The following is a 22,580-nucleotide window of genomic DNA, read 5'->3' as shown; positions in this document are numbered from 1 at the left end:
ATGTCACGCAAAGTTTTTTGTATTTATATTGGGTGCTCGATCCTCGTATGGGCGATATTTTTATCTCCCGCCTTGTTTTCCGGTTGGTTTCCTTTGGATCTTCCTGCTTTAGTAAAAATCGGATCAAATTTCAGTGATTGGTTTGATTGGATCGTAAATCCAAATACAGGCTCTGGAAGGTATGTCCCTGTCTATTGGCTGTTCTATGCTCTAAATTACTATATTTTTGGCGCCAATTTTTCCTTGTATTTTTTGTTTGTTACTCTGTTGTATATCTCCTCTGCGGCAATTTGGGGGGCGGTGCTTTTGTCGTTGCGGCGGAGCGTCTTTTGGGGTGTTGGGCTTGTGGTTTTGATCGCAGTCGGAAGCCCCGTCGCAGAAAGTGTTTATACGCTTGGAAAACCAGAGCCCTTGGCTTGTTTTTTTGTGTCTTTGTTTTTGATTGTATTTTTTAATGGCGCTTTTGGGGTTTTAAGAGGCGCTTATAGGAATTTTGCGCTCGTTTTATTATTTTTGTTGTCTTTGTGGTCAAAGGAAACGTCTCTTGCGCTTGTTGGGTTTGCGGTGACGGGGGTTTTTGTGTCCTTGTTGGTCCGAAGAGTCCGATCTGAGGCGGGGCAGCTGATTTTTGTTGATTACCTTAGACTCTTGGGGGTGTTGTTTATTGGCGCTTTGATTTCCAGAGTGCCGTATTACTTTTTTGAGAAAGCTGGTAATGATCCAAGTTACGTAAGTTATGAAGTTTCTTGGTCTCTTGTGCGAGATAATTTTTTGTTTTATGTTGCGCAGCAACCTGATGTTTTTTTATTTGGCTTGGTGTCGGCTTTTTTGTTGGGGTACTTGTTTTGGCGGATTTATTTCTGGAGGGTTAAGTGTGAGGGAGAGGATGACCGGTCTGTGGTTTTTATGATCTCTCTTTGCTCTTTGGGGTGGGCGTTTTACCTTGCGCTCTTGATGTGGCGCTGGCCGATGCCGTATTACATGCTTTTTCCTGCGCTTCTTTTCAAGGTTTGTGCTGTGTATGCAGGCGGTAAAGTTTTAGAAGGGGCTCTTCGGTCTTTACCAAAACTTGTCTTTTATGGGATGGTTTTTTGCGCAACAGCCTATGGGATGTTGTCTATGTATTACGTGGCTTTGAGCCAAGTTCAGTATTCATTGGTTTATGAGAGTGCTCTGCGCAGTTATGTTGAAAAGTCTGGCGGGTCGGGCCGCTTGATGCTTGAGTCCTATCCTTTTTATTCTGAACAGGTTGGCGGGACGGGCGATGTTCTAGAGTTTCTGGGTGGTAGAGAGTCGGGCGTGTGGGGGCTAGCTGATGCTCTCGATCCCGCGCAAGTGGACAAACCTGATTTACTAAAATTGTTGGGCGTAACCAAGGCTGATCTCGACGGGAATTATAAAAACTTTCCTTCAAAGGGGGACTATGTCCTTGCATTTACAGGAAGAAAAGTAGGGACGTGGTTCTTGCGGGGGGTGGCCCCATACTACCAAGAGGAGTCTCTGCTTAAAAAGTGGAACTCTTACGAAATGGAGTTGGTTTCTGAGAAGGAATTAAGTGCTCCCGCGTTTTTCTTTAGTCTGTGGGATTCTTCTCCGAAAATCGAGGAGACATCGGTTGGCTATAAGCTATACAGAATATTGGGGGAAGAGCCGCGGCAGGTGTGGCGAGGCCTATATCCTGATGGTTGGGGCGGAAAAGAAGTTTCGTTGAAGGTTAATTCTTCTTTTGATTCCGACGTCGTGGCAAAAATCAGTGTTCCTGACTTCGGGCTTCCAAATACGATCTCTATTTTCAAGGACGGAATTTTGTTCAAGGAGCTTGATTTTAGGAATACAGATGAGAAGACGGTAGTGTTGGCGATGTATGGCGATCGGGAGCATGAGTTCAGATTCGTTGCAAGAAGTACTGTTTCTCCATTCGAGTTAGGAATGAACAAAGATCGTCGCGATCTTGGTTTTATGCTTTCTTTGTCTCAAGTTTCTAAAATTAAATAGGTTTAAACTGCGCTATGAGTCATTTCTGGCAGTTTGTTAGGTACGCATCCGTTGGTGTGTTTAATACAATAATCGGCTACGGTACGATTTTTATTTTGATGTATGGGTGCGGAGTGGGGCCAGAGGCGAGTAATGCCGCAGGTTATGGGGTGGGTATGGTTTTTTCGTTCTTTGCAAACAGAAAGTATACTTTTTCTAGTGAAAATTCTGTTGGGTTAGAGTTTTTGAAGTTTTTATGTGTGTTTGCAGTGGCGTATCTGTTGAATTTGATTGTGCTGATCGTGCTTGTAAGAGGTGTTGGTTTTCATGCAGGGTGGGCACAAGCAGTTTCCGGCGTAGTCTATGTTGGCGCGTCATTTGTTATGAATAAATTTTTTGTATTTTCTACACGAACACATTAAGGGAAATGAAGTGAAAAAGGCGCTAATTACAGGGGTTACTGGTCAAGATGGGTCGTATTTGGCTGAGTTGCTGCTTAGCAAAGGATACGAAGTTCATGGCATCAAACGCCGTGCGTCGCTCTTCAATACGGACCGGGTTGACCATTTGCTGACGGACCATCATGTTGAGGGCCGTCGCTTTGTTCTCCATTACGGCGACATGACAGACTCTTCCTGTCTGATCCGGATCATTCAGCAGGTTCAGCCGGACGAGATCTATAACCTGGCTGCCCAGTCACATGTAGCGGTGTCTTTCGAAGAGCCGGAGTACACCGCCAATTCAGATGCGTTGGGTGCTCTGCGTGTCCTGGAGGCTATCCGCATTCTGGGGCTTGAAAAGAAAACCCGGTTTTATCAGGCGTCGACTTCCGAGCTTTATGGGCTTGTTCAGGAAATTCCGCAGCGTGAAACTACGCCTTTTTATCCTCGCTCACCGTACGCGGTTGCCAAACTCTATGCCTACTGGATTACCGTGAATTATCGCGAGGCATACGGTATGTATGCTTGTAACGGAATTCTGTTCAATCATGAGAGCCCGGTTCGCGGTGAAACATTCGTGACCCGCAAGATTACTCGTGCGCTTGCGCGGATTTCTCTTGGCTTGCAGGACTGTTTGTATCTTGGCAACCTGGATTCCAAGCGGGATTGGGGGCACGCCAAGGACTATGTGGAAATGCAGTGGATGATGCTTCAGCAGGACAAGCCGGAGGATTTCGTGATTGCCACCGGTGTTCAGTACAGCGTGCGAGAGTTCGTTGAGGCGGCAGCTGCCGAGCTAGGCAAGACGATCATCTGGAAGGGGGCCGGGGTTGAAGAGAAGGGGTACGACGAGAATGGGCGTTGCATCGTCGCTGTTGATCCAATGTACTTCAGGCCCGCAGAAGTTGAAACACTGCTTGGTGATGCGACCAAGGCGCGCGAAAAATTAGGTTGGACGCCGAAGATCAGTTTCGCCGAACTGGTTTCTGAAATGATGCGTGAAGATCTGAAAGCTGCGCAGCGGGATGAGCTGGCAAAGAAACATGGCTACGTTGCCTACGACTACAAGGAATAAGGGGTTTCGCGCACATCATCGTAACGGGCGGGCAGGACCCGCCCGGTTTGCTCGGGGAGGAGCATGAAGGTTGCGCTCGGTGTTGATGTTATTCGGTTTCCGCTAACAGGCATAGGCAGGTATGCGTACGAGCTTGCAAAAGGACTCGGACAGAGTGAAGAGGTCGAACGTCTTTTTTTTCTGTCCGGGCGACGTCTTGGGCGCTCGTTTCCAAGCGAGCCCGGTGTTTCGCCGACGACCGCTCTTTCATCGTTGAAGCGTTTTGTCGGGCGCCGTTTTGTCGAACACCGATGTGTGCTGGATATTTATAGGTCGATTAATGATGTGCTCAGAGTCAGGGCGCTCATGAATGCCGAAGGGGCTGTGTATCACGGCCCCAATTACTATCTTCCTGCCTATGACGGCCCGAGCGTGGCGACTTTTCACGATCTTTCCGTATTGGACTGCCCTGAATTTCATCCGCCCGAACGCGTTGCCTATATGCGGAGTGAGTTGCCTGTTGCACTTGAGCGTGCCGATGTTTTGCTGACCATATCTGAGCACGCTAGACAGGCGGTTCTTGCCTATTCCGGGTTTTCGCCTGAGCGAGTACTGGCGGTTCCCTTGGCCGCTTCTTCTGAGTTCAAGCCCCGGACTGCTAAGGAGTGTGCGGAGGTGCTGGTCCGGTTTGGTCTTGGCTTCGGGCGTTACGTTCTTTATGCAGGCACGGTTGAGCCGAGGAAAAATCTGGGGCGTTTGCTTGATGCCTATGAGATCTTGCCCGCAAGGGTCAAGAATCACTTCCCACTTGTTGTTGCCGGGTACCGTGGCTGGTGCAGTGATGAAGTGCATGTGCGTCTTCAGCAGGCACAATCAGAGGGGTGGGCTTTTTACCTGGGGTTTGTTTCTGCTTCCGATCTTCCTGTTTTGTATTCAGGTGCGAGGATATTTGCCTTCCCTTCTCTTTACGAAGGGTTTGGTTTGCCGCTTCTCGAGGCCATGGCTTCGGGGGTTCCGGTGGTTTGTTCTGATTCGACTAGCCTTCCAGAGGTTGGCGGCGGCTATCCCTTGATGTGCGCGCCTGACGATGTGGATCAATTAAGCCACTTGCTCGTGCGTGCTATCGAAGATGAACCATGGCGCGAGCGTGTTATTCCTTCCGGCATCGCGCATGCGGGTTCGTTTTCATGGGAACGGACGGTGACCGGAACTTTGAAGGCTTATCGCGCAGCGATGGAGCGCAAATAAGAATGCAGGCTGAACAAAATTTTTCATCTCATCTTTCTTTGACCGGGAGCGTAACGTGCCCCCCGATTTCCGCTCAGTCCGGGGCAAAGGGAGAGCCAGAGCGACGGATTCTTCACATCTACCGTACGTATTTCCCGGAAACGCAGGGTGGCGTGCAGGAAGCGGTGCGGCAGTTGTGTATCGCGACCCAGCGGCAAGCATGTCGGAACGCCGTGTTTTCATTGGCTAAGTCTGCTAGCCCAGTCGTCTGCCGGAGGCCTGAAGGCGTTCTGGTACGCAGTCGCAGTGTGTTTGAAGTTGCGTCCTGCGATTTTGCTTCTCCAGCGGCCTTGTTCCGGCTTCGAGAATTAGCGAAGCGCTCTGATCTCATACATTGCCACTACCCATGGCCCTTTGGCGATCTGCTGGCTTTGCTTGGAAGCGCTGGCAAGCCTTTTGTTGTGACGTATCACTCCGACATTGTTCGTCAGAGGGGCCTTGAGAGAGTTTATGCCCCTCTCCGTGATGTTTTTCTTTCACGGGCCTCTGCCGTGGTGGCTACCTCCGACGCCTATCGCGCAAGCAGCCCTCTGCTTCAATCACTGGGTGACAAGGTCTCGGCAATTCCACTGGCGATGGATTGTTCCCAGATTCCTCCCTCGGACGAAGCGCGCGAAGCCTACTGGCGTGAGCGTTTCGGTCAAGGGTTCTTCCTGTTTGTAGGTGTACTTCGTTATTACAAGGGACTGCATATCCTTGTTGAAGCGGCGCGTGCGACGGGCTTGCCAGTTGTCGTCGTGGGGGATGGTCCGGAGCGTCAGCGGCTCGCGAACCAGGCTCGTGGAGTGAGCAATATTCACTTTCTGGGTTTCCGCGATGATGCAGACAAGTTTGCTCTGATCCGTCTGGCAGGGGCCATGGTCTTTCCATCGCATCTTCGGGCGGAAGCTTTCGGCGTGTCATTGCTGGAAGCGTCGGCGATCGGGCGTCCCATGATCACGACAGACATCGGGACCGGTACTTCGCTGGTCAACGCACATGGCGAAACGGGGCTGGTTGTGCCGCCCGGTGATGCAGCCGCCATGGCGGATGCGATGACCTATCTTGCTGCGCGTCCCCTGCTGCGGGATCGAATGGGTTTTGCTGCCCGAGAACGTTGTCGGCGTCTTTTCTCCGCCGATGTGGTCGGCGCCGCCTACCGGGCCTTGTATGACAAGGTGTTGGAGCAGCGAGTCCGGGTCTGAGAGGTTTTTCCGGGCGCCGCCCTGAGTTGGAGTCAGCTGACCGTCTGACTCGACAGACTGTCCGCAAGCCGCCTCGCAGAACCCGCCGCGAGCGTCCACCCCAGTGTTCCGTGCCCGGTGTTGTACCAGAGGTTTTCCTGGCGTTTGCTCTGGCCGATGATCGGGACGTTGCTCGGGGTGGTGGGGCGGAGGCCGGCCCAGTAGTTGGGTTCGCGGGTGTCGCAGGCGCCGGGGAAGATGTCTTCGGCCCAGCGGATGAGGGCGGCGCAGCGTTCGGGGTCGAGTTCGGTGTTGTAGCCATTGAGCTCCGCAGTCCCGGCGATGCGAAGGTGCTCGCCGAAGCGCGAACACACGATGCGGCGTGACTCGTCGGTGAGGCTTACGCTGGGCGCTCGGGCCGCATCCCTCAGTTTCATGGTGGTGGAGTAACCCTTGACCGGGTAGATCGGCAGTCGCTCGCCGACCTGTGCTGCCAGCGGCGTGCTGTAGCTGCCCGCTGCGATCACGTATCCATCTGCCTGCAGCGTGACGCTCTGCCCGTCTTGCAGGCAGCGCAGGCCGGTGATGCGGCGTTCCGCATGCATGATCTCCTCGACGGAGGTGTCGTAGAGGAAGCGGACGCCCGCACTCGCACAGCGTTCGGCCAACTCGCTCGCGAAGCGCTGGGCGTCACCGCTTTCGTCGTCTTCACCGAGCATGCCGCCCACCAGTCTGGATTCCACCGGGGCGAGCGAGGGTTCGAGTTCGACGCATTGCGCCGGCGTGAGCATGCGGGACGGGATGCCGAGCGCGTTCAGTACCTTGTGCTGGGCCTCGCCATGGCGAAAGTTTTCCGGCGCGAAATACAGGTGCAGCACGCCCCGCGAAAGGCTGTTGTAGTGGATGTCGGTCGCCTCGCGCAGGCTGCGCAACTGCTCGCCGCTGAAGGCGGCAAGGCGTGCGATGGCTTTGGTGTTGCGACGCGTGCGGCCCGGCAGGCATTCAATCAGGAATCTCAGGCCCCATTCGATACGCGCCGCCTCGGCAGGCCAGCGGAAGAGCAGCGGCGCGTCTTTGCGTCCGAGCCACTTCAGGATGGTCATCGGAGCGCCGGGGTTGGCCCAGGGCTCGGGGTGGCTGATGGAAATCTGTCCGCCGTTGGCGAAGCTGGTTTCCAGTGCGGGGCCGCTTTCGCGTTCGACGACCGTGACGGAGTGGCCGGCTGCCTGGAGATACCAGGCGGCGGTGACGCCGGCGAGGCCGGCTCCGATGATGAGGATCTGCATGGAGAATGCACGTCGCGCGAGCGACGCGGAGCTTTACGGCAAGCCGGCATTATTCTCCGTTTTGGCGGTCGAGGCGATGATCTGAGCCAAGACCGGTGCAGGTCCGTCGCGCAAATCAGGCGGCGAGTGCGTCCGGGCGGGGCTGTGTTGCGGTTGTACCAAGGGCCTGAGCGATCTGCGTTTCGCTGCGCTGGCAGTATTCACGCCGCGCCAGACCGGCAGGCTGCGGCGGCAGGTGTCTGATCTCGGCACGGAGTCCGCTCGATCGCGCGATGGTGAGCAGGCTCTGCACGAAGCTGATGTCGCCGTCATACGCAGGGGCGCGGGAGGATTTTCCTGCCGCGTCGACATAGCGGATGGCGGCAGCCTGGACGCCAACCTGCCCGCTCACGGCGGCTTCGAACAGCGCGGTCCGGAAGGGCAGCAGTTGCTCGCCGCCGGTCGTGGTGCCTTCCGGGAAGAGCGCAACCCGCTCCCCCGCCTGCAGTCTGGCAGCCATGGCTTCGGCCGAGTGCGCTGCCGCGACCCGGCTGCCGCGAGCGATGAAGAGCGTGCCGGTGTGCTCGACCAGCCAGCCGATGGCGGGCCAGCCGCGCACGTCGTCCTTGCAGACGAAGGTGGTGGGCGTGATGGCGTTGATGACAAAGACATCCAGCCAGGAAATGTGGTTGCTCACCGCCAGGCCCGACACACAGGCTGAGCCGATGGCGTTGATGCGTACGCCCAGCGCGCTGACCAGTCTGGCAGCCCAGGCTTGCTTCACCCGGCGCCGAGTCGGAGCCGACCAGACCGGGAAGAGCACGCGAACGATGGCGATGCCACCTGCGATCAGTGCAAGGACCTGCAGCAGGCGGAAGCCTGCGCGGATCTCACGCAGGCAGGCAGTGAAGAAGGAAAGCGGATTCATGTCGATCGGAGCAGGGCAGGCACGCGGTGGGGCCGGTGCCTGCGAGGGTCGCCGCGGGGTCAGCGTTCGATGAAGTGCTTGGCGTAGCGTGCGTCGACGCGTGACATCTGGAGCAGGATCAGCAGATCGGCGGTGTTGAAGTCGGGATCCCAGGCGGGGGCGCCGCAGACCTGCGCGCCGGCGCGCAGATAACCCTTGAGCAGCGGCGGGATCTCGGCGCGGGTTTCGGTCGAGAGTTGCTCCCAGGGTAGCGGGTGGCGCGGAAAGACGTGGTATTCCACCGGCGCCAGCTTGTCCTGCAGCGTGCGGTAGAGGTTGGCGGCATTGTGTCCGCCGTCGGCCATGCCGATCGAGGCGCAGCCCATCATGTACTGGTAGTCGTTGGCCTGCATGAAGCGGGAGAGCCCGTTCCACAGCAGCGCGATCACCGCTCCGCTGCGGTATTCGGCGTCAATGCAGGAGCGGCCGACTTCCACCAGGCCGGGGCGCAGGTGCTGGAAGCGGGTGAGATCGAATTCGGTTTCGGAGTAGTAGCTGCCGATGCGGCGGGCAGCTTCCGGCGTGAGGATCCGGTAGGTGCCGACAATCCGGCCGTGCGCTTCGTCACGCACGATGAGGTGCTTGCAGTGGGCGTCGAAATGATCGCGATCGATGCCGGGCGTGCGCGGGTTCAGGCGGGCGCCCATCTCCTCGGCGAAAACGCGGTAGCGCAGCTTCTGGGCTTCGAGGATCTCGGATTCCGAGCCGGCGAGCCCGACCCACAGCGAGCGGGTTTTGTGTTCGGCGGTTTGCGGGGCAACGCGCAACATGGTCTGTCCTTTGGTGGCCTGCAGACTGATTGCCTGCAGGCTCACTTTAGGCAGGGCGCGTTACGCGACCGTTACCCCACTGTTGCGCGCGCGTTACCGCACGCGACCGGCTTACTGTGCGGCAGAAGGGGCTGGCACTGTCGGCGCGTAGGGCGAGACGCGGGTCTTGCCGTTGCTGGTCAGCACCCGCACGCGCTCGCCGGCGACATAGCGGTCGTACTGCCCGACTTCCTGCACGACGACCAGTGATTCACCGTTGTTGAGGCGGACGGTCAGCTCCCAGGCGTCTTCACGCGTCATGCCTTCTTCGGTCGCAGCGCCGGCGACGCCGCCAACCACCGCCCCCAGCACCGCACCCACGATGGCGCCACGGCCCTGGCCGACGCCGCTGCCCGCGACGCCGCCGAGCACCGCACCGGCGCCGGTGCCGATATTGCTCTTGGTGCCTTCAAGGCGAACCTTGCGGACCTGGATCAGCTGACCTTCGCGGAAGCTGATCGGGCGCTGCGCTTCGGCGCGGGAGTAGGTGTCGCCCGAGAGGCTGCTGGCGCAGCCTGCGGAGAGCAACGTGGCCGCCAGAAGGGTGACGAGGATGAACGGCTTCTTCATGAGTGACTCCTTGTTGCTTACCACGGGCGTTCGCCATAGCCCGCCTCATGGCGGTCGGCGATTTCATCCCGTGTGAGGGTGTAGGTCTGGCCGCCGCGATGGGCGATCTTGATCGCGCCCATGGTGGAAGCCAGACGTACGGATTTCTCCAGGCTCCAGCCCTTGGCCAGACCGTACAGCATGCCGCCGCGGAAGGCGTCGCCACAACCGGTCGGGTCCACGATGGCAGTGGCCGGCACGGCGGGGACGTGCGTGACGCCGTCCCGGGTATGGATGTCCGAGCCATCCGCTCCGAGTGTGACCACCAGCGCGTCGAGACGTTCCGCAAGCTGTGCCAAGCTGAGCCCGGTCTTGTCGCAGATCAGACGGGCTTCGTAGTCATTCACGGTGCACCAGCTGGCGTGATCGAAGCATTCCAGCAGCTCGGGGCCGGAGATGATCGGCAGGCCCTGGCCCGGGTCGAAAATGAAGGGGATGCCCGCTGCGGCGAAGCCTCGCGCATGCTGCAGCATGCCGTCGCGCCCGTCCGGGGCGACGATGCCGAGCGTGACGCCGCGCGCGTCACTCACATGGTTCAGGTGAGACTGGCTCATCGCGCCCGGATGGAAGGCCGTGATCTGGTTGTCGTCCAGATCGGTCGTGATGAAGGCCTGTGCGGTGAAGGCGTCATTGAGCACACGGATGTGGCTGGCACTGATGCCATGCGCCTGCAGGCGTTCGAGATAGGGGCCGGCATCTTGCCCCATGGCCGCCATGATCTCCGGTTCGCCGCCCAGCATCTTCAGCGACCAGGCGATGTTGCCTGCGCAACCGCCGAACTCGCGCCGCATGTCCGGCACGAGGAAGGACACATTCAGGATGTGGATCTGCTCGGGCAGGATGTGGTGCTTGAACTGGGACGGAAACACCATGATGGTGTCGTAGGCCATCGAACCGCAGATGAGGACGGACATGTTGTGTGGGCGGCTTTCGCGTGAGAAATGCGCGATTGTAGCCGAGCCCCTCCGCATGGGGCTTGATCCGTGGCTGGCAGTGTGTGTCCAGCCGGTCTAGTCGGCCCTTGCGCCCAGTGCCAGCCCGCCGCTGTTGCGCTGTGCATGCTGCTCGATGACCTGCTCCTGCACATTAACCAGCCGTTGCACGATGGAGTGCCAGTCCATGTGCAGCACGCTTTCGCGCGCCCGCTGCTGCATGGCTTCGAGCTGCTGGATTTCTTCTGCAAAGCGGCTGGCGGCTGCGATGAAGGCGGTTTCGTCCGCATAGGGCACGAGCAGGCCGTTGTGCCCGTTGCGCAGGAGTTCTGCGGCAGCCGCATGCTTGAAGGCCAGAACCGGCAGACCGCTGGCCAGTGCTTCGGTGATCACGTTGCCAAAAGTTTCAGTACTGCTGGGAAAGAGGAAGCAGTCGGCCGAGGCGTAATGCGCGGCCAGGTCCTCGCCACTGCGCATGCCGGCAAAGACGTGCTCCGGATGGCGGGCCTGCAATTCGGCCCGCGCGGGTCCGTCGCCGACCAGCAGCAGGCGGGCGTCGGGCCTGATCCGGCGGATGGCTTCGAAGGCGCGGACGCCCAGCTCGAAATTCTTTTCCGGCGCAAGCCGGCTCACGATGGCGCAGACCAGCGTCTCGGGCAGGGCGCCCCAGCGCTCCCGCAGGGCGGCACTGCGTCGTGCCGGGCTGAACAGGGTGGTGTCTACGCCACGCGCCACGACTTCGACATGGCGGTAGCCACCGGCTTGCAGTTCGCTGCGCAGCGCTGCGGTCGGCACCAAGCAGAGGTCTCCCTTGTTGTGGAAGCGGCGCAGCCAGGCCGAGAGTGGCTGCTTGAGCCAGCCCACACCGTAGTAGCGGGTGTAGCTGTGGAAGTTGGTGTGAAACTCGGTGATGACCGGAATCCGCAGCTTGCGCGCCACCGCGACGGCCGACCAGCCGAGCGGGCCCTCGGTGACTACCTGGATCACATCCGGCCGCCGCACCGACCATGCCCGGGTGAGCGCCATGCGGGCCGGCAAGCCCATCTTCAGATGGTTGTATTTCGGAATCGGAATGCCGATCGACAGCATCTCGTCGAAGCCCTCGGCCGGACTGGGCTGATCCTCCGGGTTCTGGCGCGGGCGAACCAGCTGGACTTCATGTCCCTGCTGGAGCAGCCCATCGACGATGCGGCCGGTGGTCATGGCCACGCCGTTGACTTCGGGCGGATAGGTCTCCGTAACGATCGCGATGCGCAGCTGGCGACGGGCGGGGGCAAGCGTTTGCAGATGCAGGCGGGCGGAATCCATCGGCGGACCTCGGAGGCTGCCCTGCTCCGGGCGGGAGCAGGTGCGCCGCGATGATCCGGGCCGAGCGCGTCAGCCGTGTGACGCCCGCATGAAGCGCAGGTTTCAGCCGAAGAAGACCAGCGCCCAGACCGCTGCCAGATTGACCAGCGTGATCAGCACCGCAGCGCTGCCGATGTCCTTCGCGCGCTTGGCGAGCTCATGCCGCTCGAGCGAGACCCGGTCGACCACCGCCTCCACCGCCGAATTGAGCAGCTCGACGATCAGCACGAGCAGCACGCAGGCAATCAGCAGCGCCTTCTCCGGCCCGCTGCAGTGGCTCAGCAGCGCAACAGGAATCAGCACGATGGCCAGCAGCACCTCCTGGCGGAAGGCATCTTCCAGCCGGTAGGCCGCAGCCAGGCCGGCGAGCGAATAGTTGAACGCATTCCAGATCCGGACCAGGCCGGTCTTGCCTTTGAAGGGGCTTTCCATCGGGTTCTTTCTCTCTTCGGGTGCTTCAGCGTATTTGACGAGTGTTGCAGGAGGCTTACGGTGGCTCGGGCTAGAATGCGGCATCTTTTTGCTGACAGGACTCGAATTCATGACCCCGCTGATTGCCAGTTCCGAGATCATTGCATTTCACGATGCCTGCGTGGCCGATCGCCGCTGGGCGAAGCACGGCGCCGCGAGGTTTGCCGAAGGTCTCTGGTCATTCCTGGAACTCAATCATCGCTACAACAACCTGTTGTGGGACGAAGAAGACCTCGCCCGGCGTCAGGATGTGGCGGACAGCGAGATTGCGGTGAACAAGCGTGCCATCGACGGCTACAACCAGAAACGCAATGATGCGATCGAACGGATGGACGAGGTTTTCCTGTCTGCCTTGCCGCCTGCAGTGCCGGGCAGCCGGCTGAATTCGGAAACGGCGGGCAGCATGATTGATCGGATCTCAATCCTGTCGCTCAAGATTTTCCACATGGGCGAGCAGTTGAAGCGCCAGGATGTGTCGGCCGGGCATCTGGCGGCCTGTGAGGCGAAGGTGGCCCGGCTGCGCGAGCAGCGCACCGATCTCGCCGCCTGCCTTGAACAGCTGCTGGACGACTGTGCGGCCGGCCGCGCGCATTACAAGGTCTATCGCCAGTTCAAGATGTACAACGATCCGACCCTGAACCCCTGCCTCTACGGCGCCAAGAAGGGCTGAGCGTTTCTTTGGCCGGCAGGGGCCGCCCTCGGGCGGCCCCTGTCATTTCTGCAACAGCGCTTCGACGCGGGCGAGCACGAGTTCGTCACCCAACTCCGAGACAGCCTTGGGCGCTTCGAGCCAGTCCGCCTTCGGGCCGATCGGCCCCCACTGGTCCGGTGGGGGCGAGACATCTGTTTCAGCAAAGAAGCCCAGCACGCCTCCGGGGCTGGCGGCTGCAAAGTGCATCAGGCCGCTGTCGGGAAAGAGACTGGTCCGTCCATTGAAAATCAATCCGAGGGCCGGCTTGAGCGGACCACGGAAGGGCACGATCCAGGGCCGGTTTGCGTCGAGCACCGGCTGTGCGGTTTCATCGTCGCCCGGATACATCGGGTTGTCGCTCTTGCCGGGCGTCCACATGAATACAGTCTTCAGTCCCCAGGCGTCGTTGAAGTGCTGCGTCCAGCGCAGGATCTGCTCTGTCGTCGGCTGCTTCTTGGCCCGGCGTGCGCCGAGACCCAGCGTGATGTAGCCGCCGGGGGCAAGGCCTTGTTCCGCCAGCCAGGTCGTGGCGAAAGCCTGTGCATCGGCCGGCAGATGAAAGCGCAGCGGCGGCAGCGTGTCGGGCAGCGTCACGCCCAGGGGCGTGAGCAGGTTTGCCATCCGTCTGGCCTCGTGGATCCGCTTCGGGATCTCGAGCGGATGGGTCACCCGGCGGTGAGTGTTCCTTGCGTCGACGTAGGAGACCACCTGGCGCCCGCCAAGCCAGACGGCGCGCTTGATGGCGCGATGCGATGCGTCACCGTTTGCCACGATGATCCAGTCATATTCCTCCGCACGCAGGGCCAGGGTCTGGCGAGCTTGCAGGAGGGCCGCACGCCAGTGGATGCGCCCGCCTTCCTTGACGCGCTGGTAGGACCATACGCGGCTCACGTCGCTGTTGCCGTCGATCACCCAGGCGTTGTAGGTGTTGGCCAGCACGTCGATCCGGGCGTCGGGAAACTGCTGGCGAAGCAGGGCGAACATGGGCGTCGTGAGGAGCATGTCGCCGAGCTTGTCACGCTTCAGGATGAGGATTTTCATGGGGGTTCCGGTGCGCAGCACGCAGGGTGGCGACGCGGCCGCGAAGAAGATCAAAGGTCCCGATTGTACTGAACCCCTGCGGTATCATGCGGCCTGACCGTTTTCTCGCCGAGCCTGCTCATGCCCGCTTCCGAACGTCGTCTCGACAGATTCGAGTTCATTCTCCTGTGCCTGTTCGCGATTGCGCTGCCTCTGGTCGAAGCGCCCAAGAACATTTTCTGGGCACTGTTCCTGTTGTTGTGGCTGGGCAACAGCCTGCGCAGGCGTGACTTCGGAACGCTCGCGCTCCCGTGGGACTGCCTGTTCGCCGGCCTGTTCCTGGTGCCGCTGGCGAGCCTGCTCAATACGGCCTACACCCCGCAATGGAAGGAACTTGGTGATATCGCCGGCTATGTGTCGCTGGGCTGGATCCTGGCGCGCAGTCGTCTTGATGCCCGTCAGGTCCGCCTGCTTATCTACTGTCTGATCGGCGCAACGCTGGCGGGGGTGCTGCACGGCTACTGGGTGCTGGCGACCGAGCCGAAGCGGATCTGGCTGCAACTCAATTCTGTGGGCCATGTGAATCATTCCGCGCTTTATGGCGCTGGCATAGCAATTCTGGCTGCCGCGCTGGCTGCGGTATCCGGCCGTCTTCATCAGCATCGCGAGTGCCGCATCGGTCTGGTGGCGGCCCTGTTGATGCTGGGCGTCATGATCGGGTTTGCCAGCCGCGGTGCACTGGTGGCCTATCTGCTGGGTGTGTTGCCCTGCGTGCTCTTGCTGGGCGGGATGCGCCTGCGCACTTTCGCGGCCGTCTGTGTGGCAGCGGTGGTTTTCGGGGCGGGAACCCAGTGGCTGACCAGCGAGCTGACCGGAAGCAAGAACAATCAGACGCTGTTGCAGAAAACTGTGGAAGGCGTCGAGCAAGGCCATCTTTCTTCATTCCGCCTCCAGGCATTCCACACCGCAACCGAAATGGCGCGGCAGTTTCCCCTGACGGGTGTCGGCCCCGCCAACTTCCGCGCGGTGTCGCCGGAGATGCTCGAGGGATGGGTACGCGCCCGTGGGGAGCCTTTCGAACGGCAGGACTACTTCTTTGCCGATCATGCACATGGCATCTATGCGAATACGCTGGCCGAACGGGGGCTGCTCGGGATCGGTATCCTTGCAGTACTGGGCGTGAGCTGGCTTGCCGCATTGATTCGCCGTTTGCCGGGCGATCAGGGCAGCGAGCTGGCGCGTCTGGCCTGGGGCGCCGGGCTGGCGGGCTTCACGGTGGTATTTGTCGGAGGACTCTTCAACACGACGCTGCATCATGAGCACGGCATGCTGGCGATGATCTGCCTGGGTTTGCTGTTGTCCGGCGCGCCGCAGCGGAGCAGGTCCGCCGCGTGAAGATCCTCGTCATCCGTCGTGACAATATCGGCGACCTCGTCTGTACGCTGCCGATGATCCGTCGTTTGCGGGAGTCCTGGCCGAAGGCCTGGATTGGCGCGCTGGTGACCTCCTACAACGCGGAGGTGCTGCACGATAACCGCGATCTCGATGCGGTGTTCCGTTACACCAAGGCCAAGCATCTGGCTTCCGGCGAGAGCAGCTGGGGCGCCATGGCTGCGCGCCTGCGTCAGCTCTGGCAATTGCGGCGACTCGGGATTGATCTGGTGCTTCTGCCCGCAGGGGGCACGCAGGCCAGCGCGCGCCGCATGGCATGGCTCGTCGGCGCTAAACGGGTGCTGGCACAGGATGACGTCGCGCCCGATCCGGTCGGGCTGCATGAAGCCTTGCGGACGGCGAACTTCCTGCGCGAACTGGGTTTGCCGCACACCCGCCTGCCTGCTGCGGAGATCGTACCGCATGCATCCCTGCTGGCGGACGCGCGCGTAAAGCTTGGCGAGGGGCGGGTGCTGGGCATTCACATCAGTGCGCGGAAGCCTTCACAGCGCTGGCCGATCGAGCGTTTCATCGAGTTGATCCGGAAGCTTCATGCACTGGATCCGGCTTTGCGCTTCGGGCTGTTCTGGGCGCCGGGCGCTTCGGACAATCCGCTGCATCCCGGTGACGACGCGAAGGCGCAGCAGATTCTCGATGCCTGCCCGGATCTGCCGCTGGTGCCGATGAAGTCGCATACGCTGGCGGGCCTGATCGGGGGGCTGGCGGCCTGCTCGCAGGTGCTGTGCTCGGATGGTGGTCACATGCATCTGGCGGCGGCGCTCGGCAAACCGATCGTCTGCCTCTTCGGCAAGTCGGACGCCGAGCGCTGGCATCCCTGGGGCGTACCCTATCGCCTGCTGCAGCCGGCTTCGCTGGATGTGAATGACATTCCGGTGGAAGAGGTTCTGGCTGCCGTGCAGGGGCTGAGCTGAGCCGTCTGGCTCAGTCGATCTGGCAGGCGAGTCCCTTGAGGTACTCGCCTTCGGGTACGGCGAGGCCGATCGGGTGATCCGCGCCGGCCGAGAGGCGATGGATGATTCGAGCATCGACGCCGGCATCCACCGCAGCTCCCGCGACGATCTGCTGGAACAGTTCCTGGCCGATGCCGCCAGAGCACGAATAGGTCATCAGGATGCCGCCCGGATTGAGCAGGCGGAAGCCGAGGATGTTGATGTCCTTGTAGGCGCGGGCGGCGCGCTGGGCGTGCGCCGCCGAGGGGGCGAACTTGGGCGGATCAAGCACGATCAGGTCGAACTTGCGACCGTCGCTGCGCAGCTTGCGCAGGGCCTCGAATACGTCGGCCTCCCACCATTCGGCACGTGCAGCGTCGAGCTGCGGATTCAGCGCCAGATTGCGCTTCGCGGTTTCCAGCGCCGGGCCGGAGGAGTCGATGGACAAGGTGCTGGTCGCCCCGCCCGCCAGCGCCTGCAGCGAGAAGCCGGCGGTGTAGCAGAAGCAGTTGAGCACGGCGCGGCCTGCGGAGAGCTGGCCGGTGAGCAGGCGGTTGTCCCGCTGGTCGAGGTAGAAGCCGGTCTTGTGGCCGCTGACCACATCCACTTCCATCGTTACGCCGTTCTCACGAATGGTCAGCGGCCCGGTCGGGAGTTCGCCATACACCACGCCGGTACGCGGCTCCAGCCCTTCGAGCTTGCGCACGTCCGAATCCGAACGCTCATAGACGCAGACGCAGCCGGTGGCCTGAACCAGCCCGGCGACGATCGCGTCGCGCCATTTCTCGCCGCCCGCGCTGGTGATCTGCAGCACCACCACCTTGCCGAAGCGGTCCGCAATCACGCCGGGCAGGCCATCCGACTCGCCATGGATCAGGCGCAAGCCATCCTGCCCCGCGAGCTGCGGGTGGGCAGCGCGGCGCGCCACGCAGGCCGCCACGCGGCGCTTGAAGAAGCCGTGGTCGATCGACTCCTCGGCGTCGAAGCTCCACATGCGGGCACGGATCTGGGACTCGGGCGAATACGCCGCCCGCCCCATCAGCTGGCCGCGCTCGTTATAGACCTCGACCGTGTCACCGGGCTTCGAGCGGCCGGCGAGTTTGGCGACCGAGCCGGCAAAGATCCAGGGATGGCGGCGCATGACGGAGCGCTCCTTGCCGGGAGCGAGAATGAGTTCGGCCATGTGGATTCCTGCGCAAAACTGTCTGAAAGGGTGCGAATGCTAGCGGAAAGCCGCCGTGCTTGGGTGGCTGCCGCAAGTCAGGCTACATTATCCGCATTCATTTCATGGAAATCTCTCCATGCTGCAACCGCCGGCCATCATCGATATCGAGGCATCCGGTTTCGGTCCGGGCAGCTATCCCATTGAAGTGGGGTGCGCCCTCTCGGACGGACGCAGTTACTGTGCGCTGATCCAGCCGGTTTCGAGCTGGACGCACTGGGACCCGCAGGCGGAAGCGGTTCATGGCATTTCGCGCCAGATGCTCGCCGAAAACGGCCTGCCGCCGCTCTCCGTGGCCATCCGGCTCAATACCCTGCTCGGGCGCAGCACCATCTATTCCGACGCCTGGGCGCATGACTACTCATGGCTGGCGACCCTGCACGAGGCGGCGGGGGTGCCTGCCACTTACCGCGTCGAGCACCTGGTGCGGATCACGCCGATGGTCGAGGCCCGTCTCTGGAACGAGGTGCGTGCCGAGGTGGAGGGCTCGATGCAGGTCCAGCGGCACCGGGCGAGCGTCGATGCCCGCGTGCTGCAGGCTACCTGGCTGGCGGTCATGGGCGGGCAGGCGCCAGGCGAGGCCTGAGCGCTCGCCATTCAGTCCTTCTTCCTCGCGCGCGGATGGGCCGCGTCGTAGATCTTCGCGAGATGCTGGAAATCGAGATGGGTATAGACCTGGGTGCTGCGGATGCTCGCGTGGCCCAGCAGTTCCTGAACGGCGCGCAGGTCTCCGGATGACTGCAGCATATGCGAGGCGAAGCTGTGGCGAAGCATGTGCGGATGCACGTGCTGCGCCATGCCTTTCTCGCGTGCCCAGCGCGCCAGCCTTGCCCGGATCGTGCCGTGCGAGAGGCGATTGCCTCGCTGGCTCACGAACAGTGCGGTTTCGCCGGGCGCAGCAATCGTGGCGCGCACACCGAGCCAGGCCTGCAGGGCTTCGAGGGCCTTGCCGCCAACCGGCACGCGCCGTGTCTTGCCGCGCTTGCCGAAAACAGTGACTTCGCCTTCGCGGATGCTGTAGGTGCCCGCCAGATCGAGCCCGGCGAGCTCGGCAAGGCGCAGTCCCGAGGAGTACAGCAGTTCGAACATCGCCAGATCACGCTGCTCGAGCAGATCTTCGGCTTGCGAGTCGAGCAGGGCGCTTGCTGCATCAACCGACAGGGCGCGGGGCAGCGGTTTGCCCGCACGGGGCGGGCGGATGCCGGCCACCGGATTGCTGCTCACCCGCTCGCGTGCCAGCAGCCATCGAAAGCAGCTGCGCCAGGCGGAGAGCGTTCGGGCGATCGAGCGCGCTTCCAGCCCGCTCCGATGCAACTGGGCCGAAAAGCGGCGGATGTCTGCGGCGGTGATCTGCTGCAGCGGCCGACCGGCGCACAGGCTCACCAGCTTGGCGAGGTCGCGTCGATAACTGACCAGCGTGTGCGGGCTGCTGCGCTTTTGATGAGTGAGGAAATCGAGCCAGGCGAGGACCTCGTCAGGCAGGCTGACTTCAGGTCTTGCTGCGGCCGGATCGGTCCTGGCGGGCTTCATGCGCACTCAGCCGATATGTCTGAGTACCGCGGCACTGACGAGGTCGCCTATGCGTTCGACATACAGCGTTCCCATCTCGGGGAAGAAGCGCTCGGGATCTTCGCTACCCAGTGCGAGCATGCCGAAAATCTGCGCATCGCGCCGCAGGGGAATCAGTGCCATCGAGCGCAACTGGCTGGCGGACTCGCCGAACCAGGCCAGCACTTCCTCATTCTGGGCCGGCCCGCAGTAGGGATGGCGCAGGTCGGCTGCATAGAAGCGCAGCTCCTCCGAGACCTCGATGAACTCGGGTAGCGGACGCTTCAGGATGCTGTTCCAGATCCGCAGCGCCACATGCGGCACCGCGAAGTCCTCCTGCAGGTGGTTGTAGATCGCGAAATTGACCGACTCGAACTCGGGGGCGGTCATCAGCGACAGCGTGAGCCGGTGCACCCGCTCGGCAATCACGTCGTTTTCCTCGCCGAAGCTGACCAGCTCGGCCAGCTTGCCCTGGACCTGGCCGAGTTTTTCGCGCAGGTTCAGCAGCTGGCGTTCGGTCAGCGAGATGGCCTGGCCCGACAGCGGATGCGGCACGGTCAGCGTGCTGAGCAGCTCGGGATGGTCGACGAAGAATTCGGGTTGCTGACTGAGGAAGTCGACGATGTCTTGCGGGGTCATGGTCATGGATGTCCGGGTTCAGAGGTCAAGACTGCCTTCGAAAACGCTGACGGCGGGGCCGGTCATCAGAACGGACGTTCCCGGTCCGCGCCAGGCGATCGACAGTTCGCCGCCCCGCGTTTCGACGCGCACCGGTGAGTGGAGCAGGCCGCGCCGGATACCGGCAACGACCGCCGCACAGGCGCCCGTGCCGCAGGCCAGGGTTTCGCCCGCTCCGCGTTCGAACACGCGCAGGCGGATCGCGTGTTCGTCCACGATCTGCATGAAGCCGGCATTGACCCGGGCAGGAAAGCGGGGATGGTGCTCGATGAGCGGTCCCTGCTGTTCGACCGGGGCGCTGTCGACGTTCGCGACGACCTGGACGGCGTGAGGGTTGCCCATCGAGACCGCACTGATTTCGATCGTTTCGCCGGCGAGTGCCAGCGGCTGGACGGCTGCATCGCTCTCCGAAACAAAGGGGATGCGCGCGGGCTCAAAGACCGGCACGCCCATGTCGACCGTCACGAGGCCGTTATCGACCAGGCGCGGCGTGATGACACCCGACTTTGTTTCGACGCGGATCTCGTGCTTGGTGGTCAGCTTGTGGTCGACCACGAAGCGCACGAAGCAGCGCGCACCGTTGCCACACTGCTCGACTTCGGAGCCATCGGAATTGAAGATCCGGTAGCGGAAATCGATGTTTTCACCGCTCGGGCGTTCAACGATCAGGATCTGGTCGCAGCCGACGCCGAAGCGACGGTCGCCCAGGCGCCGCGCCAGGGCGGGCGTCATCTCGACGGTCTGGCTGATCGCATCGATGACGACGAAGTCATTGCCCAGTCCCTGCATTTTCGTGAAGTTGAGCTTCATGTCCTGATTATCCTGCTTCGGGAGCCGGCGGCGCCGTTTGCCCTGCACATTAGTAAAACTTTGCCTCGCCGGCAGGCCGTGTCTTGAAGCGCTTGTGCACCCAGTAGTACTGCTCGGGCAGCTTGCGCACCTCGGCTTCGATCCAGGCATTCATGCGGGCGGTGTCTGCCTCGACATTGTCGGTCGGGAAGTTGTTCCAGGGGGGCTGGAATTCACCGACGTAGCCCTGGCCCCAGGGCTTCATCCGCACGACCAGCGGGACGACGGCCGCGTCTGCCAGCCGCGCGATGCGGGGCAGGCCGGGTACGGTGGCGGTCTGGATGCCGAAGAACGGCACGAAGATGGACTCCTTCGGGCCGAAGTCGAGGTCCGGCAGATAGTAGAAGGGGCGACCGCGTTTCATGGCCTTCACTGCACCGCGAATGCCGTCCTGCCGCGAGAGCAGCTCCTGCGAGCCGAAACGCGTACGGCCATGCAGCAGCATCTTCTCGATGAGCTTGTCGTTCTGGGCGGAATACATGCTGACACAGTCCATCTCCATCGCCATGCGGCTGCCCGCCATGTCGAGCCCCACGAAATGCGGCACCAGCATCACGACGGCCTTGCCCTCGGCATGAAGCCGCCGGATGGTCTCGACGCCGTTCAGCTCGACGAGACGACGGATGCGGGTTTCGGAGGCCCACCACAACACGCCCCGCTCAAGCATCGAGCGGGTGACAGCCACACAGACTGCGCGCGCAAGCTTCCGGCGCTCGGCCTCGGGTTTTTCCGGGAAGCACAGGCGCAGGTTGGTCAGCAGCACGCGCCGCCGCGGCACGACAGCGAGATACAGCAGATGCCCCAGCATCCAGCCGAAAAAGGCCTGAACGGGAAGCGGCAGCCAGTGGAAGCACCACAGGCCGGCGAGAAAGATTCGGGTCAGAACAGTCATTGCGCAGGCGGCGGATTGGCACCCGCCGGAGTCTTGTAGCGGTTGTAGCCCCAGAGGTACTGGGTCGGACAGCGCAGGATGAGGGCTTCCAGCGCGCGATTGATGGCGGCGGCGCGCTCTTCCAGCGTGCCGGTAATGGCCTCCTCCGGCTCGAAGCAGTGCAGGCGCCAGCCGCGTCCGCTCACCCGTTCGCCCCAGAACAGGAGCACGCGGGTCTTCTTCACTTCCGAGAGGCGGGCGGCGAGCGTCATCGTGTAAGCCGGCTTGCCGAAGAAGGGCAACCAGATGCCTTCGCCCTTGCCGGGAGCCTGATCCGGCAGCAGTCCGGTGGAGACGCCCTGGCGCAGGCCCTTGATGATGCTGCGCACGCCGGAGAGGTCGGCCGGCGCGAGACTCAGCTGACCGCGGGTGCGTCCGGCACGCAGGATCGGTTCGATACCGGCCTGCTTGGGTGGCCGGTAGAGGATGGTCATCGGCATGAAGGTGCCGGCGTGCAGCGAGGTGATTTCGAAGCAGCCCATGTGGGGCGTGAGGGCGATCATTGCATCACCCTCGGCGAGCATCTGATGCACTTTCTCCCAGCCGACGAGTTCGAGGATATGTGCCTGGATGTCTTCGAACGGCCGCTGCCAGATGAAAGGCAGTTCGAGCATCATGCGGCCGGTTTCGGCTGCGTTGGCATGCAGTTCGGCACGCGTGGGCGTACGGCCCAACCCGCGTGCCATGTTCTCCTGCAGGCGATGCCGGTAGCGCGGAGAAAGCCAGTAGGTGGCAAGCCCCGCCCAAGCCCCGAAGCGGTGCAGGGAGGCCAGCGAGCAGCGGCCCAGCAGGCGGAACAGCGGCGGGAGCAAAGAAGTGAGTGTCAAGGTGCGTGGCTCGAAACGGGCGCTTGCATTATAAGCGGCCATTCCTATAATTCCCTGACCGCCGAGTTAAAGACAACTTGCAGGGCGGCGCGGACCGCGAGGTTCGCCAAATACT

Annotated in this window: 23 protein-coding genes; 9 read left to right on the top strand and 14 right to left on the bottom strand. The window is 61.5% G+C overall.

The features are described from left to right. The 5 genes from ABDB87_RS04280 to ABDB87_RS04260 all read left to right on the top strand — a co-directional run bounded on the left by ABDB87_RS04280 (window position 1) and on the right by ABDB87_RS04260 (window position 5,939). A complete protein-coding gene (locus tag ABDB87_RS04280) occupies window positions 1-1,995 on the top strand; it encodes a hypothetical protein (RefSeq protein ID WP_345924362.1) in 1,995 nt (664 codons plus the stop codon). A 14-nt stretch (window positions 1,996-2,009) separates the two neighbouring features. Beyond that, window positions 2,010-2,396 carry a GtrA family protein gene (locus ABDB87_RS04275; RefSeq protein ID WP_345924360.1) on the top strand — a complete coding sequence of 129 codons (387 nt, stop codon included), beginning with the start codon at window positions 2,010-2,012 and terminating at the stop codon, window positions 2,394-2,396. A gap of 10 nt (window positions 2,397-2,406) precedes the next feature. After that, entirely contained in the window at window positions 2,407-3,489 is a 1,083-nt protein-coding gene (gene gmd / locus ABDB87_RS04270; RefSeq protein ID WP_345924358.1) for a GDP-mannose 4,6-dehydratase, read from the top strand. A 63-nt stretch (window positions 3,490-3,552) separates the two neighbouring features. Then, complete coding sequence (locus tag ABDB87_RS04265; protein WP_345924356.1) at window positions 3,553-4,716, top strand: glycosyltransferase family 4 protein; 1,164 nt, start codon at window positions 3,553-3,555, stop codon at window positions 4,714-4,716. After that, complete coding sequence (locus ABDB87_RS04260) at window positions 4,605-5,939, top strand: glycosyltransferase (protein ID WP_345924354.1); 1,335 nt, start codon at window positions 4,605-4,607, stop codon at window positions 5,937-5,939. The genes ABDB87_RS04265 and ABDB87_RS04260 overlap by 112 nt, the downstream gene beginning before the upstream one ends. Window positions 5,940-5,971: 32 nt before the next feature. Here ABDB87_RS04260 and ABDB87_RS04255 read toward each other — a convergent pair whose 3' ends face one another. The 7 genes from ABDB87_RS04255 to ABDB87_RS04225 form a co-directional block, all read right to left on the bottom strand. Next, window positions 5,972-7,204, bottom strand: a complete 1,233-nt coding sequence (locus ABDB87_RS04255) for a D-amino acid dehydrogenase (protein ID WP_345924352.1) — start codon at window positions 7,202-7,204, stop codon at window positions 5,972-5,974. Window positions 7,205-7,319: 115 nt separating this feature from the next. Then, window positions 7,320-8,111 carry a lysophospholipid acyltransferase family protein gene (locus ABDB87_RS04250; RefSeq protein ID WP_345924350.1) on the bottom strand — a complete coding sequence of 264 codons (792 nt, stop codon included), beginning with the start codon at window positions 8,109-8,111 and terminating at the stop codon, window positions 7,320-7,322. A 59-nt stretch (window positions 8,112-8,170) separates the two neighbouring features. Continuing rightward, window positions 8,171-8,920, bottom strand: a complete 750-nt coding sequence (locus ABDB87_RS04245; RefSeq protein ID WP_345924348.1) for a GNAT family N-acetyltransferase — start codon at window positions 8,918-8,920, stop codon at window positions 8,171-8,173. 111 nt (window positions 8,921-9,031) lie between these two features. Continuing rightward, complete coding sequence (locus tag ABDB87_RS04240) at window positions 9,032-9,529, bottom strand: outer membrane lipoprotein (RefSeq protein ID WP_345924346.1); 498 nt, start codon at window positions 9,527-9,529, stop codon at window positions 9,032-9,034. Window positions 9,530-9,546: 17 nt separating this feature from the next. Then, window positions 9,547-10,482, bottom strand: coding sequence for a carbohydrate kinase family protein (locus ABDB87_RS04235; protein ID WP_345924344.1), 936 nt, complete (start codon window positions 10,480-10,482; stop codon window positions 9,547-9,549). Between the two features lie 96 nt (window positions 10,483-10,578). After that, entirely contained in the window at window positions 10,579-11,808 is a 1,230-nt protein-coding gene (locus ABDB87_RS04230; protein ID WP_345924342.1) for a glycosyltransferase family 4 protein, read from the bottom strand. Window positions 11,809-11,910: 102 nt separating this feature from the next. Then, window positions 11,911-12,279, bottom strand: a complete 369-nt coding sequence (locus ABDB87_RS04225) for a diacylglycerol kinase (protein ID WP_345924340.1) — start codon at window positions 12,277-12,279, stop codon at window positions 11,911-11,913. A gap of 109 nt (window positions 12,280-12,388) precedes the next feature. On the opposite strand from ABDB87_RS04225, the gene ABDB87_RS04220 reads away from it, so the two are divergent. Further along, entirely contained in the window at window positions 12,389-12,988 is a 600-nt protein-coding gene (locus ABDB87_RS04220; RefSeq protein WP_345924339.1) for a DUF4254 domain-containing protein, read from the top strand. Between the two features lie 42 nt (window positions 12,989-13,030). On the opposite strand, the gene ABDB87_RS04215 is transcribed toward ABDB87_RS04220, so the two are convergent. Continuing rightward, window positions 13,031-14,050, bottom strand: coding sequence for a glycosyltransferase family 9 protein (locus ABDB87_RS04215; protein WP_345924338.1), 1,020 nt, complete (start codon window positions 14,048-14,050; stop codon window positions 13,031-13,033). A 120-nt stretch (window positions 14,051-14,170) separates the two neighbouring features. Here ABDB87_RS04215 and ABDB87_RS04210 point away from each other — a divergent pair, with 120 nt between their 5' ends. Together ABDB87_RS04210 and ABDB87_RS04205 are read left to right on the top strand one after the other, a co-directional pair. Next, on the top strand, window positions 14,171-15,424 hold the full coding sequence (locus tag ABDB87_RS04210) for an O-antigen ligase family protein (RefSeq protein ID WP_345924337.1): 1,254 nt from the start codon (window positions 14,171-14,173) through the stop codon (window positions 15,422-15,424). Beyond that, the gene (locus ABDB87_RS04205) at window positions 15,421-16,392 is read left to right on the top strand and encodes a glycosyltransferase family 9 protein (protein WP_345924335.1); all 972 of its coding nucleotides are present in this window, start codon (window positions 15,421-15,423) and stop codon (window positions 16,390-16,392) included. The genes ABDB87_RS04210 and ABDB87_RS04205 overlap by 4 nt, the downstream gene beginning before the upstream one ends. Window positions 16,393-16,402: 10 nt before the next feature. On the opposite strand, the gene ABDB87_RS04200 is transcribed toward ABDB87_RS04205, so the two are convergent. Further along, window positions 16,403-17,593: a class I SAM-dependent rRNA methyltransferase gene (locus ABDB87_RS04200; RefSeq protein ID WP_345924333.1), complete on the bottom strand. Its 1,191-nt coding sequence runs from the start codon at window positions 17,591-17,593 to the stop codon at window positions 16,403-16,405. 118 nt (window positions 17,594-17,711) lie between these two features. Between ABDB87_RS04200 and ABDB87_RS04195 the strand changes: the two genes are divergently transcribed. Continuing rightward, window positions 17,712-18,218 (top strand): 3'-5' exonuclease, encoded by a 507-nt coding sequence (locus ABDB87_RS04195; protein ID WP_345924331.1) that lies wholly within the window; start codon window positions 17,712-17,714, stop codon window positions 18,216-18,218. Between the two features lie 11 nt (window positions 18,219-18,229). Here ABDB87_RS04195 and xerC read toward each other — a convergent pair whose 3' ends face one another. The 5 genes from xerC to ABDB87_RS04170 are packed head-to-tail and all read right to left on the bottom strand — an operon-like array spanning window position 18,230 to window position 22,507. Further along, window positions 18,230-19,162, bottom strand: coding sequence for a tyrosine recombinase XerC (gene xerC / locus ABDB87_RS04190; protein WP_345924329.1), 933 nt, complete (start codon window positions 19,160-19,162; stop codon window positions 18,230-18,232). A 6-nt stretch (window positions 19,163-19,168) separates the two neighbouring features. Continuing rightward, window positions 19,169-19,819, bottom strand: coding sequence for a DUF484 family protein (locus tag ABDB87_RS04185; protein WP_345924327.1), 651 nt, complete (start codon window positions 19,817-19,819; stop codon window positions 19,169-19,171). 18 nt (window positions 19,820-19,837) lie between these two features. Beyond that, entirely contained in the window at window positions 19,838-20,668 is an 831-nt protein-coding gene (dapF, locus tag ABDB87_RS04180; protein WP_345924325.1) for a diaminopimelate epimerase, read from the bottom strand. 49 nt (window positions 20,669-20,717) lie between these two features. Beyond that, window positions 20,718-21,590: a lysophospholipid acyltransferase family protein gene (locus tag ABDB87_RS04175; RefSeq protein ID WP_345924692.1), complete on the bottom strand. Its 873-nt coding sequence runs from the start codon at window positions 21,588-21,590 to the stop codon at window positions 20,718-20,720. 5 nt (window positions 21,591-21,595) lie between these two features. After that, window positions 21,596-22,507 (bottom strand): lysophospholipid acyltransferase family protein, encoded by a 912-nt coding sequence (locus tag ABDB87_RS04170; RefSeq protein ID WP_345924323.1) that lies wholly within the window; start codon window positions 22,505-22,507, stop codon window positions 21,596-21,598. Window positions 22,508-22,580 lie beyond the last annotated feature (73 nt).

Origin of the sequence: Uliginosibacterium paludis (assembly GCF_039631355.1) — a bacterium.
In the GTDB taxonomy this organism is placed as follows: Bacteria; Pseudomonadota; Gammaproteobacteria; order Burkholderiales; family Rhodocyclaceae; genus Uliginosibacterium; species Uliginosibacterium paludis.
Note: the sequence above shows the minus strand (reverse complement) of the source record. Positions and strands in the feature narration are given on the sequence as shown.

What these genes read in the sequence shown, in the direction of transcription:
- ABDB87_RS04280 (WP_345924362.1), top strand. Translation starts at nt 1, where the DNA reads ATGTCACGCAAAGTTTTTTGTATTTATATTGGGTGCTCGATCCTCGTA.
- ABDB87_RS04275 (WP_345924360.1), top strand. Translation starts at nt 2,010, where the DNA reads ATGAGTCATTTCTGGCAGTTTGTTAGGTACGCATCCGTTGGTGTGTTT.
- ABDB87_RS04265 (WP_345924356.1), top strand. Translation starts at nt 3,553, where the DNA reads ATGAAGGTTGCGCTCGGTGTTGATGTTATTCGGTTTCCGCTAACAGGC.
- ABDB87_RS04260 (WP_345924354.1), top strand. Translation starts at nt 4,605, where the DNA reads ATGGCGCGAGCGTGTTATTCCTTCCGGCATCGCGCATGCGGGTTCGTT.
- ABDB87_RS04255 (WP_345924352.1), bottom strand. Translation starts at nt 7,204, where the DNA reads ATGCAGATCCTCATCATCGGAGCCGGCCTCGCCGGCGTCACCGCCGCC.
- ABDB87_RS04250 (WP_345924350.1), bottom strand. Translation starts at nt 8,111, where the DNA reads ATGAATCCGCTTTCCTTCTTCACTGCCTGCCTGCGTGAGATCCGCGCA.
- ABDB87_RS04245 (WP_345924348.1), bottom strand. Translation starts at nt 8,920, where the DNA reads ATGTTGCGCGTTGCCCCGCAAACCGCCGAACACAAAACCCGCTCGCTG.
- ABDB87_RS04240 (WP_345924346.1), bottom strand. Translation starts at nt 9,529, where the DNA reads ATGAAGAAGCCGTTCATCCTCGTCACCCTTCTGGCGGCCACGTTGCTC.
- ABDB87_RS04235 (WP_345924344.1), bottom strand. Translation starts at nt 10,482, where the DNA reads ATGTCCGTCCTCATCTGCGGTTCGATGGCCTACGACACCATCATGGTG.
- ABDB87_RS04230 (WP_345924342.1), bottom strand. Translation starts at nt 11,808, where the DNA reads ATGGATTCCGCCCGCCTGCATCTGCAAACGCTTGCCCCCGCCCGTCGC.
- ABDB87_RS04225 (WP_345924340.1), bottom strand. Translation starts at nt 12,279, where the DNA reads ATGGAAAGCCCCTTCAAAGGCAAGACCGGCCTGGTCCGGATCTGGAAT.
- ABDB87_RS04220 (WP_345924339.1), top strand. Translation starts at nt 12,389, where the DNA reads ATGACCCCGCTGATTGCCAGTTCCGAGATCATTGCATTTCACGATGCC.
- ABDB87_RS04215 (WP_345924338.1), bottom strand. Translation starts at nt 14,050, where the DNA reads ATGAAAATCCTCATCCTGAAGCGTGACAAGCTCGGCGACATGCTCCTC.
- ABDB87_RS04210 (WP_345924337.1), top strand. Translation starts at nt 14,171, where the DNA reads ATGCCCGCTTCCGAACGTCGTCTCGACAGATTCGAGTTCATTCTCCTG.
- ABDB87_RS04200 (WP_345924333.1), bottom strand. Translation starts at nt 17,593, where the DNA reads ATGGCCGAACTCATTCTCGCTCCCGGCAAGGAGCGCTCCGTCATGCGC.
- ABDB87_RS04195 (WP_345924331.1), top strand. Translation starts at nt 17,712, where the DNA reads ATGCTGCAACCGCCGGCCATCATCGATATCGAGGCATCCGGTTTCGGT.
- xerC (WP_345924329.1), bottom strand. Translation starts at nt 19,162, where the DNA reads ATGAAGCCCGCCAGGACCGATCCGGCCGCAGCAAGACCTGAAGTCAGC.
- ABDB87_RS04185 (WP_345924327.1), bottom strand. Translation starts at nt 19,819, where the DNA reads ATGACCCCGCAAGACATCGTCGACTTCCTCAGTCAGCAACCCGAATTC.
- dapF (WP_345924325.1), bottom strand. Translation starts at nt 20,668, where the DNA reads ATGAAGCTCAACTTCACGAAAATGCAGGGACTGGGCAATGACTTCGTC.
- ABDB87_RS04170 (WP_345924323.1), bottom strand. Translation starts at nt 22,507, where the DNA reads ATGGCCGCTTATAATGCAAGCGCCCGTTTCGAGCCACGCACCTTGACA.